The organism is Prauserella alba (assembly GCF_024171735.1).
Taxonomy (GTDB): Bacteria; Actinomycetota; Actinomycetes; order Mycobacteriales; family Pseudonocardiaceae; genus Prauserella; species Prauserella alba.
In genome coordinates, this window is the sequence record NZ_JAMTCH010000005.1 from 765,312 (window position 1) to 776,209 (window position 10,898).

Annotated in this window: 8 protein-coding genes; 4 read left to right on the forward strand and 4 right to left on the reverse strand. The window is 71.2% G+C overall.

Features of this window, described 5'->3' with window-relative positions:
- The first annotated feature begins 2 nt into the window (after positions 1 to 2).
- The 3 genes from LY12_RS19275 to truA all read left to right on the forward strand — a co-directional run bounded on the left by LY12_RS19275 (position 3) and on the right by truA (position 2,630).
- Positions 3 to 1,082 carry a DNA-directed RNA polymerase subunit alpha gene (locus tag LY12_RS19275; RefSeq protein ID WP_253858723.1) on the forward strand — a complete coding sequence of 360 codons (1,080 nt, stop codon included), beginning with the start codon at positions 3 to 5 and terminating at the stop codon, positions 1,080 to 1,082.
- A 70-nt stretch (positions 1,083 to 1,152) separates the two neighbouring features.
- Positions 1,153 to 1,731 (forward strand): 50S ribosomal protein L17, encoded by a 579-nt coding sequence (rplQ, locus tag LY12_RS19280; RefSeq protein WP_253858724.1) that lies wholly within the window; start codon positions 1,153 to 1,155, stop codon positions 1,729 to 1,731.
- Between the two features lie 71 nt (positions 1,732 to 1,802).
- Positions 1,803 to 2,630 carry a tRNA pseudouridine(38-40) synthase TruA gene (gene truA / locus LY12_RS19285; protein WP_253858725.1) on the forward strand — a complete coding sequence of 276 codons (828 nt, stop codon included), beginning with the start codon at positions 1,803 to 1,805 and terminating at the stop codon, positions 2,628 to 2,630.
- 197 nt (positions 2,631 to 2,827) lie between these two features.
- Here truA and LY12_RS19290 read toward each other — a convergent pair whose 3' ends face one another.
- Positions 2,828 to 3,547 (reverse strand): hypothetical protein, encoded by a 720-nt coding sequence (locus LY12_RS19290; RefSeq protein ID WP_253858726.1) that lies wholly within the window; start codon positions 3,545 to 3,547, stop codon positions 2,828 to 2,830.
- 76 nt (positions 3,548 to 3,623) lie between these two features.
- Entirely contained in the window at positions 3,624 to 4,802 is a 1,179-nt protein-coding gene (gene eccE / locus LY12_RS19295; protein ID WP_301302823.1) for a type VII secretion protein EccE, read from the reverse strand.
- 830 nt (positions 4,803 to 5,632) lie between these two features.
- Here eccE and eccB point away from each other — a divergent pair.
- Positions 5,633 to 7,276, forward strand: a complete 1,644-nt coding sequence (gene eccB / locus LY12_RS19300; protein WP_301302824.1) for a type VII secretion protein EccB — start codon at positions 5,633 to 5,635, stop codon at positions 7,274 to 7,276.
- A gap of 295 nt (positions 7,277 to 7,571) precedes the next feature.
- On the opposite strand, the gene LY12_RS19305 is transcribed toward eccB, so the two are convergent.
- Both LY12_RS19305 and eccD read right to left on the reverse strand, forming a co-directional pair.
- On the reverse strand, positions 7,572 to 9,323 hold the full coding sequence (locus LY12_RS19305) for a S8 family serine peptidase (protein ID WP_253858729.1): 1,752 nt from the start codon (positions 9,321 to 9,323) through the stop codon (positions 7,572 to 7,574).
- A 109-nt stretch (positions 9,324 to 9,432) separates the two neighbouring features.
- Positions 9,433 to 10,827 carry a type VII secretion integral membrane protein EccD gene (gene eccD, locus LY12_RS19310; RefSeq protein ID WP_253858730.1) on the reverse strand — a complete coding sequence of 465 codons (1,395 nt, stop codon included), beginning with the start codon at positions 10,825 to 10,827 and terminating at the stop codon, positions 9,433 to 9,435.
- Positions 10,828 to 10,898 lie beyond the last annotated feature (71 nt).

Consider the following 10,898-nt stretch of genomic DNA (forward strand, 5'->3'; position numbering starts at 1 on the left):
CAGTGCTGATTTCCCAGCGGCCGGCTCTGAGCGAAGAGACGGTCAACGAGACCCGGTCCCGGTTCACCATCGAGCCGCTCGAGCCGGGCTTCGGCTACACGCTCGGCAACTCGCTCCGGCGTACGTTGCTGTCGTCGATCCCGGGTGCCGCAATCACGAGCATCCGCATCGACGGCGTCCTGCACGAGTTCACCACCGTCCCGGGGGTGAAGGAGGATGTCACCGAGATCATCCTGAACCTCAAGGAACTCGTGGTGTCCTCCGAGGAGGACGAGCCCGTCACCATGTACCTGCGCAAGCAGGGCCCGGGTGAGGTCACCGCGGCGGACATCGTGCCGCCGGCCGGTGTGACCGTGCACAATCCGGATCTGCACATCGGCTGGCTGAACGACAAGGGCAAGCTCGAGGTCGAACTCGTCGTCGAGCGTGGCCGTGGCTATGTGCCCGCGCTGCAGAACAAGCAGGCGGGTGCCGAGATCGGCCGGATCCCGGTCGACTCGATCTACTCGCCGGTGCTGAAGGTGACGTACAAGGTCGAGGCCACGCGTGTCGAGCAGCGGACCGACTTCGACAAGCTGATCCTGGACGTGGAGACGAAGCCGTCGATCACGCCGCGGGACGCCGTCGCTTCGGCGGGCAGGACGCTCGTCGAGCTGTTCGGCCTCGCCCGGGAGCTGAACGTCGACGCGGAGGGCATCGAGATCGGCCCGTCGCCGCAGGAGGCGGACACCATCGCCGCCTACGCGATGCCGATCGAGGACCTGGACCTGACGGTGCGGTCCTACAACTGCCTCAAGCGCGAGGGAATTCACACGGTCGGCGAGCTGGTCTCGCGCAGCGAGGCCGACCTGCTCGACATCCGCAACTTCGGTGCGAAGTCGATCGACGAGGTGAAGATGAAGCTCGTCGGCCTCGGCCTCGCGCTCAAGGACAGCCCGCCCGGGTTCGACCCGACGACCGCGGCCGCCAACTACGACGACGGCGAGGGCTGGGGCGACGACATGTCCGTCGGCGTCCCCGGTGGTCTGTCCGACGATGGCCACGACGATGGCCAGGACTACGCAGAGACGGAGCAGTTGTAGGACCCGACGACGGTGGCCGGTTCGCGCCGGCCACCGGGGCCCACGGCTGAGAAGCTAACGAGGAGAACCGATGCCCACCCCCACCAAGGGACGCCGTCTCGGTGGATCGCCGTCGCATGAGCGGCTGATGTTGGCGAACCTGGCCACGTCGCTGTTCGAGCACGGCAAGATCACGACCACCGAGGCCAAGGCCAGGCGTGTCCGGCCGCTCGCGGAGAAGCTGATCACGAAGGCCAAGCGCGGCGACGTGCACAACCGGCGTCAGATCATGCGGACCATCCGCAACAAGGACGTCGTGCACAAGCTGATCGACGAGATCGGCCCGCACTTCTCCGAGCGCAACGGCGGCTACGTCCGCATCACCAAGACGGTGCCGCGCAAGGGCGACAACGCCCCGATGGCGGTCATCGAACTGGTGGCGGAGAAGACCGTGACCTCGGAGGCCGAGAAGGCTCGCGGCACGAAGTTCGCCGCCGACGAGAAGGCCGCCGAGGCCGAGTCAGCGGAGAGCGCCGAGTCCGCGGACTCCGCCGACAGCGCCGACTCCGCCGATTCGGCTGACTCGGCCGAGTCAGCCGACAGCCCGGCCGCCGAGGCGGACGAGCAGGCCGACGACAAGGCCGAGTCCGAGAAGAAGGACGAAGCCTGACAGGCAGTCACGCATCGAACGAGCCCGCCGCTCCCACTGGGGAGGGCGGGCTCGTTCGTCTGCGCCTCGAAGTGGCCTACGACGGCACGGACTTCTCCGGGTGGGCACGCCAGCCCGGCAGGCGCACCGTGCAGGGGTCGCTGGAGGAGGCGCTCGCGACACAGCCGCCCGGTGCTTCGGCGCCGCGGTCCGTGGTCGTCGCGGGCCGTACCGACGCCGGGGTGCACGCGGCGCGGCAGGTCGTGCACGTCGACGTCGAGCCCTACGAGGGGCAGCCGACGTCGCGCAGGCTGACCGTCGACGAGCGCGGGCTGCCGGACCTGGACCGCATGCGCCACCGGTGGAATCGGCTGCTGCCACCGGACGTGCGCGTGCTCGCGGCGGCTACCGCCCCGGACGGTTTCGATGCGCGGTTCTCCGCCGTCCGGAGGCACTACCGCTACCAGGTGTCCGACGCGCCGTGGGGCGTCGATCCGCTGCGCCGGAAGGACACGCTGGCGTGGCACCGCCCGTTGGACGTCGACGCCCTGCAGGAGGCGTCTCAGGCGCTGCTGGGGCTGCAGGACTTCGCGGCGTACTGCAAACAGCGTGAGGGCGCGACGACAGTGCGGGAACTGCAGCGGTTCACGTGGCGCCGGGTGGGCACCTACGACGTGCACGCCGAGGTGTCGGCCGACGCGTTCTGCCACTCGATGGTGCGCAGCCTCGTCGGTGCGGTGCTGATGGTCGGCGACGGCAGGCGGGACGTCGAATGGCCGCACCGGGTGCTCGACAGTCGGGAGCGGGCCAGCTCGGTGGCACCGGCCCACGGGCTGACGCTCGTGGCGATCGACTACCCGCCCGACGACCAGCTCGCCGCCCGCGCCACCCAGACCCGCACCGTCCGCGACGCCCTCTGACGCGAAAAAGCCCCCAAGGGCACTTTGGTTGCGTTGAGTGCGACAGAACTTCCCCTCGCACAGGGCCGCGGCTGCGTAGGAGGGGGACCGCAGGGCAGGCCGACCGGGGCGCATGAGGGGAGGATTCGTTGCGTTGAGTGCGACCAAGGTGCCCTTGGGGGCACTCGACGAGTGCGCCCAAGGGCGGCGGCGGGTTGTCAGTCGCCTCGGCGGACCGGTCCGAGGAGTGCCTGCTCCTTGTTCGTCGTGACGAGTCGCAGCGGGCGCCACAGGTTCCGGCCGAGGGCCACCACCTGGTCGTCCTTCAACGTCGTCAGCTGACGGGTCATCTGCTGCGGCAGCCGCCAGATCTGTGCGGCCAGGTCGGCCTGGCCCGCAGGCAGGCGCTGCATCAGCACCAGGTCGGCACCGTTGGCGACTGCGGTGGCCTGCGGGTGCAGGTACGGCAGCACGTACACGGTCGTCTGCCACGGCGACCGCGGCGGGAACAGGTCCTGCGGTGTCGGGCCGCCGTCGTTGACGACCAGCAGCGGTGCGTCCTCCGAAGGGCGCGGCAGTTCGACGGGCGAGAGCCTGCGGATCTGCACCAGCGGGGACGGCTGGCCGTTCTGCTGCGTGCCCGCGGCCTGCTGCAGCACGTGCCACGCGGCGGGGCGGCCCGTCGCGACGATGCACCACGCACCGACCGCCATCGCCCGCATCGCGACCTGCCGGGCCAGATACAGCCCGCCGACCAGCACGATGCGGGTGGGCACCGATCGCAGCGCGGAGACCGTCAGCGGCTCGCCCTGCAGCCCGGAGCCGAGGATGATGCCGCCGCGGTCGCCGGACGGGCTCACGGCGTCGAGCAGCGCAGGGTCGGCGACGAACTCGGGCGCGACCCCGTCGATCTTGGTGGGGTCCTGCAGTCGTGTCATTGCTCGTTTCCTCCCCGCACCGCGCCTCGGGCCTGCGCGGCCCTGCGATGCTCACGGGGCGTCGTCTTCGGGCGGGTCATGCGGTGCCTCCCAGCGGGATCGTCGCCGCCAGTCCGTCGGTCTGCTTGCCCCGCAGCGGGGTCAGCGAGACGCCGACCTTGTCCGCCAGGGTGCCGAGCCGCTGATCGGCTGCGTCGAGTTCACGCGGATTGCGGGCGCTGACCCGGACGATGCCGCGCAGCGTGACCTTGCCTTCGTCCTCGGCGGGCGAGATCGCCATGCCGACCGTGGACGACAGCGCGCGCACGCTCGTCAGGGCGTTCAGGTTCTGCGTGACCTTGCCCTTGGGCCAGCCGGTGATGGCGTAGCTGGCGTGGCCGATGCCCGCGGCGGTGACGCCCGTCCACTTCTCCTTGAGCGACACCTTCTGGCCCGATCCCACGACGCCGGTGAGTTCGGAGGCGGAGATGCCGGCGCGCAACAGTTCGTCGGCATCCAGCGGGCGGGTGGGGACGCCGTTCGACTCGAGGGCGTTGCGGACCCGCGAAAGCGCACCCATCAGCGCGCGGTGCGCACCGACGACACCGCCGCCACGCTCCTGCACGGCGGCGGCACAGCGCTTCGGGTCCAGCCGCAGCGAGATCCACGTCGTCCGCCGCGCCGCGGCAGGGAGCGGGCCGAGCACCTCCATGTACGAGCTGAGCGCAGGCGAGTCGGAGGGCAGTGCCGCGCTGCCCGGGTAGCAGTGCCACGTCATCTGGATGGAGTCGAGCACCACGCCGCGGTCTTCAAGACACGGTGCGAGCGCCGACAGCGGCAGGCTGGGCGCGCCGCCCGCCTGCGTGATCAGCGCCGGGGTCGGCTCGACGAGCAGCACCGCCGTCCAGGTGCCGTCGTGCCAGGCGAGGCCTACGTCGGAGTGCTCGTGGTCGCTGCCGTGCGCGACGACCAGGCCGGGGATCGCCAGCCGCAGCAGGTTGACGCGCACGTCGTCGTCGCCGATGACCGTTTCTTCCTCGTCGGCCACGGTTTCGATGGACTTCGGGGGAGGCGGTGTCGCCGTCCTGGCGCGCGAGCGGAACGTGTACCGCGACGTCAAGCCCGCCCACTGGGTGAACCACTGGCCGTTCCAGCGCAGCAGCGCCAGGACGACCGTCACGCCGAGGACACCCGCGCCGACCCACAGCAGCGATTCGTTGATCGCCACCAGGACGAGCCCGATGGCGAGTCCGATCTCGACCAGGACGACGTTCATCACCGGCAGCGGGCCGAGGCTCGCACCGAGGGTCCGTCTGCGGGCGGGCGGTGCGTTCCGGGGTTGCGGCTCAGGAGGTTTGGGGGGTTCCGGCGGGGTCGGCTCCGGGCCTCCGGAACCGTGGGGACCACTGGGGCCGCCGGGGCCTCCCGGACCACCGGGCCCGCCGGGTCCGCTGCCGCCTCCGGGGCCCTTCGGCCCGCCGGGACCGCCGGGCCCTCCGGGGCCCTGCGGGCCGCCCGGGCCGGGGCCCTTGGGAGCGCCCTTGTCGGGTCCGGCCGGTCCGCCGGGCCCCTGGGGGTTGCCACCGGGGCCACCAGGACCCGCAGGGCCGCCAGGCTTGGGCGGTCCGCCGGGGCCTCCCGGTCCGCCCGGGCCGCCGGGGCGGGGGCGTCCAGGAGCGGGACCTCCCGGTCCGCCGGGACCTGCCGGTCGGTTCGGGCCCGCAGGTGCACCGGGTCCCCCTGGACCGGGCCTGCCGGGACCGCCGGGTCCACCGGGTCCGCCGGGGCCGGGCCGTCCGGGACCTCCGGGTCCTTGCGGGCGCTGCGGTCCCGGGCCCGGCGGCCTCCCTCCCGGAGGCGGACCCGATGAACGTGGAGTGGTGACGGACATCCGCTGGCTTCTTCCCCTCTTGTCCCTCGCGTATGCCCGGTCGGCCGCAGGCGAAGCCTGGTTTGTCCGCTGCGGGACACGTGTGACGGTCACGCAGCGGAAACAGCCATCCCGGGGAGTCGCAGACTAGCGGGTGTTGGTAGAAACCAACACCAGCCGGTCCTGCACGGCTATCCTGCGGGACCGTATCGCGATGGGGAGGCAGTGGGGCGAGAATGCCGTCAACACCGACAACAAAGTCACAGGTTCAGGCGTACCGGTTCGTGCTGCGGCGCATGCAGTCGGCGTTGGTGCGCAAGGACCCGGTCATGCTGCACGACCCGATGCGGACCCATGGACGTGCCACGACGGTCGGCGTCGTCCTCGGCGCGCTCGGCTGTCTCGGTTTCCTCGTGTTCGGCATTTTCAAGCCGGCGCCGAAGGTGCCCGACAACGGCATCGTGATCAGTGAACAGTCCGGCCAGGTCTACGTCGTGCACCAGGCGCAGGGCGGCGACAAGCGGCTCATCCCGACGTTCAACGTCGCGTCGGCGAAGCTGTTGAGCATGGCTCAGGCCCAGCAGGGCAGCGAGGGCGGCGAAGGCGGGGGACAGCTGCCGCAGGCGCCCGACCCCGCCGATCTCGAACCGCAGGTCGTGCCGGATACGCAGCTGGTCGACATCGGCCGGGAACGACTGCGGGGCATTCCGGACGGTCCGCCGCTGCTGCCGACCGGTGAGCAGACGGTGGGCCAACAGTGGGCCGTCTGCGACAACCTGAGCTACGACAGTTCGCTGCCCGATCAGACCGCGCGGCAGGAAGCCGTGGTCAAGAGCCAGGTGCTCGCGGGCGAGTCGGGCGGCACGTCGCGTGACGAGCTGCCGCGCAACCAGGCCATCCTCGCCCAGGCCTCGAAGGGCGACGACCGCGCCGTCTACCTGATCTACCGGCAGGCCGACACGCAGGCGGGCCAGGGCGATGCGGTGAAGGCCCCGGTCGACATGGCCCCCGACGACCCGATCGTGAACGCGTTCGGGCTGAGCGAGGACGGCATTCGGAAGATGTCGCCGAGCCTGCTGGAGGCGATCCCGAACGCGTCCGGCGAGTTGATCGCCCCCGAGATTCCCGGTGCCGGCAGCTCGCCGCAGAACTTCGACGTGGCGTCGGCTCAGGTCGGATCGGTGCTCGAGGTGCAGGACGCGGGCTCGACGACCTATTACGTCGTCCTGCAGCAGGGCGTCCAGGAGATCAACGAGGGTGCGGCCAGCGTCATCCTCGCCGCCGACGAAAACGCCGCGACGGCGCGTCGCGTGGGCCCCGGTGCGATCTCCAGCGCACCCAAGGTGGCCGAGGGAGACCAGGGCTGGCGCCAGCTCGACCACCTGCCGGTGACTGGCGACCTGGAGGTCGTCGATCAGGAGCTGACCCCGCACACCTGCCTCGGCTGGAGCGTCGAGGGCGAGGGACGTGCCCGCGACTCGGTGACGAGGCTGTACGTGCACAACACGTCGCCGCTGCCGAAGGGGGCGAACCCGATCGACGTCAGCACCCCCGCGCCCGACGGCTACAACCAGATCGACCAGTTCTACATGCAGCCGGGGCACGCGGCTGTCGTCCGCTCGGCGACCACGCGGGAGACGTTCGAGGGCGGGCCGTTGCAGTTGGTCTCCGACCGCGGGATCCGCTACAGCATCCCGGACATGACGACGGCCGAATGGCTCGGCCTTTCCGGGAACATGTTCGCGGCGGCACCGGAGACGATCCTGAAGATGCTGCCCGCGGGGTCCTCGCTGAACTACCAGGACGTGCGGCAGACGTACGATTCGGTGCAGGTGAAGACGCCCGGCGTGGAGAACGGAGCGGCGGCCGCAGGCGGCTGACCGGCCCGCGGTGGACTGTGCTCCGGTTAGGACTGTGCCCCGGTGAGGACTCTGGCCCGCTGACAACTGTGGCGCGTTGACGACTGTGGCCCCGTGAGCTCGTTTCCCGAGCGGCGGGGCCACAGTCGTGTTCGGACCGGTTCGATCCGGACGGGCTGGCCGGCCGAGGAGGGCGGCGCGCGGTGAGCGCCGGTGCGGCACACAGTCAGAGGCCCGGGCCCCACGTGGGGCCCGGGCCGGGTGCTCGGGTGGGAACGGCCCACCGGCTACGGCCGGCAGGTATGAACCGGTCGGATCAGCCGGGCGATCCGGACGACGACGTCTTGGCCGACGGGCCGGCGGTCTTCTGCTTCCGCCGCACGGTGTGCACGACGAACATCGTCACGCCGAGGGCCACCAGTGCGCCTGCGGAACCGGTGACGGCGACCGCGAACGGGGTCCAGTTCGGCACGTTGGCCGGCGGCAGGTCGTCGGGCAGCGGCTGCTGCTGGATCGGCTGGATGCCCATCTCCTTGGGCACGTCAGCGGTCAGCGCGGCGACGGGGTCGATGACGCCTTCGCCGATGTACTGGTCGTGGCCGTCGGGGGTGGCCGGGTGGTGCGCGGTGTACTTGATGCGGTGCATGACCTGCGTGGCATCGAGGTTGGGGTACATCTGGCGCACCAGGACGGCAAGACCCGCGACGTACGGTGCCGCGAAGCTCGTGCCCTCGATGGGGGCCGCGTTGCCGCTGGGGTCGATCGTCTGGTTGACGATGCGGTCGGAGCCTTCCGCCGGGTCGAGGGAGATGATCTTCGTGCCGGGTGCGGCGACGCCGACCCAGGGCCCGTTCATGCTGAACGGTGCGGTGCCTTCCTCGCCGACCGCGGCCACCGACAGCACATGGTCGGCGAACACCGGCGGCGAGACGACCGAGTTGAGGTTGTCGGAGTCGGTGTTCTGCTGGCAGTTCTCGCCGACGTTGCCCGCCGCGGTCACGACGACGACGTTCTTCTCCTCGTGCGCGTACTTCACGGCTGCCTGGAGCTTGCGGTTCTCGACGTCGATGTTCGGCGAGTAGCTCTGGCAGTTGTTGATGGAGACGTTCATGACGCTGCCGGGTGCCTCGTCGGCGGCCTTGATGATCGCGGCCGCGAGCGTGGCGAGCGTGCCCGCGCCCTCGTCGCTGTCGGCCTGTCGCTGTGAGGTTCCGGTGGCCGACGACTCGCCGGTCCCGGCGTCGCCGCCACCGTCGCCACCGGCACCGCCGTTCTGACCGCCGCCGTCACCACCGGAGTCGCCGCCGCCGTCGCCCGCACCGGGGTCGCCGCCGCCGTCCTGGCCGCCACCGCCGTCGCCGCCGTCGCCGCCGTTACCGCCGCCGTCGCCACCGTTCTGGCCACCGCCGGGGTTCTGCGGCTCTTCGCTCTTCTCGTAGTACTGGCTGGACTGGCGGATCGCGTTGATCTGCACGTGCGGTGCGACGCCCTGGAATCCGATGTCCGGCGGGGTGTTCGCGCCGATGATGCCTGCGACCTCGGTGCCGTGACCGTCGCAGTCGACGACGCCCGGACCGTCGTCGACCTTGACGTACTCGCCGACGCCGTTGACCCGGCTGTTGCCGTCGGGGCCCGCCAGGTACGGGTGGCCGTCCTCGACACCGGTGTCGATCACCGTCACCGTCTCGCCCGCGCCGGGTTGTTTGCCCTCGGCGGCCAGGATGCGGTGCGCCTCGTCGAGGCGCAGGTACAGCTGGCCCCACGGAGCCTGCCGGAGGCGTTCGGCCTCTTCGAGCTCGGCGGCCTGCACGCACTCGGTGTGGCGCTCGTAGGTCTCGTTCGGCCCGTCGAGTCGCAGCGAGCCCACGGGCGGCAGGCCGGTGTCGGCCGGGGGAGACCAGTCCTCCGCCTGGGCGGCCGCGGGCAGCGCCGGGACGAACGCCGTCGTGGCGCCGATGGCCGCGGTGAGCAGCACCGCCGAGATCCGGCGCGGTAGTCCGGCACGGGAACCGGAGCCGAGCCGGGCTGCTGGTCTCGAACCGGTGATGGGTGGACCGACCGAACGCACCCGAAACCCCCTTGACGTCTGTTTCCGTGCCTGCGCGTGTCGCTGTGGCTGCAGCTGGCCGGCAGTTGTCCTGCGTGCCGGTGCGGACGGCCGGCGCCCGCACCGGGTGTCAGCCGAGAAGATCGAGGTGGCGGAAGAACGAGTACAGGCCCATGACCGCCAGCGCCAGCGGCAGCACGGCCGCGATGCAGACGGCCTCGAGGATGTCGACCGTGCGCCGCACCGGGGGTGAGAACCGCTGGTTGGGGATCACGACGCCCAGCACGACCGAGCCCGCGGCGATCACGGCGAACGCGACGGTCGCCCACAGCAGCTGGTCGAACGGTTCGGCGCCCTGCAGCCAGCCGATGAGGATGCCGGCTGCCGAGACCATGCCGGTGACCAGCAGTGCGACGGCCTGGGCACCGTTGGCGTACGTGCGGGCCCGCAGCAGCAGTACGACGGTGGCGATGGCGCCGGTGAGCACGCCCCAGATGTCGCCGGACGTCGCCGTGATCATCGCCGCGAGCGCGGTGACGGCGCCGCAGCCGACGAGCAGGCCCGTCATGTAGTTGTGCGCGGAGCTGGTGCGCTGCTCGATGTCGGAGTAGTCCGGGATCTCGGAGTCTTCCTTGAGCTCGTCGGCCGTGCCGGGAACGGTCGGCAGCGGCAGCTTCGCGAGCCAGATCGTCGCGCGGGGGAGCATCGAGATGCAGCCGAGCGCCACGGCCGCCGTGCCCGCGGCGATCCCGGGCGCCGGGTGGTCGACGAGAGTGGCGACGAGGAACGCGACCACGCCGAACACGCCTGCGGTCGCGGCGGCGATGAACGTCGTCAGGCCCGTGCCCATGATCATGATCGAGGCGGCGGCGACCACGACCACGAGAGCGCTGCCCAGCAGCAGGTTCGGCCGGATCGAGACGTCCAGCGGCACGATGAAGAAGCCGGCGACGAACGCCATCGGGACGCCGCCCGCGGCGGAGATCAGCACGCCCGTCGAGATCGCCTGATAAGCGCGGACCAGGGTGGCGCCCAGTGCGACGCACGCGACGGCCAGCACACCGCCGGCGATCGCGGCGAACAGGGCGTACCCGCCGATGCCGCCGAGGAACAGTGCCAGCGCGGCGAGCACGGCCGACAGGCCGCCGGCGGCGTGGCCGATCGTGCGGGCCGTTTCCTTGCTCCACGGCCGGAACCCGTCCGGGTCGGCCTCGGCGATGGCGTCGACGACGTCGTCGTAGAGCGGCGGCGGAGGGTTCTCGTTGCGCTTGCGCAGCTGCAGCAGCTCGCCGTCGACGACACCGAGCGAAGCGAGCGTGCGGCTCGGGTCGAGCGGAGCGTCGCCCAGCTTGGCCAGTGCCCAGCCGCCGTGCCGAGCGCCGCCGTCGGGAGAGACCTCCTTGGCCATCTCCAGCAGCATCGGCATCAGGTCCGCAACGGCCACGTCGGCCGGCAGTGCGACGTCGATGCGGGTGCTCGGTGCGACCACCGTGACCCGGCTGAATACGGTCGTGCCCGTTGCCACCTGTTGTCCCCCTACTTGGATGTGTCGCTGACCCGGTACTTATACCGCGCACGGGAACTTACCGTTCGCCC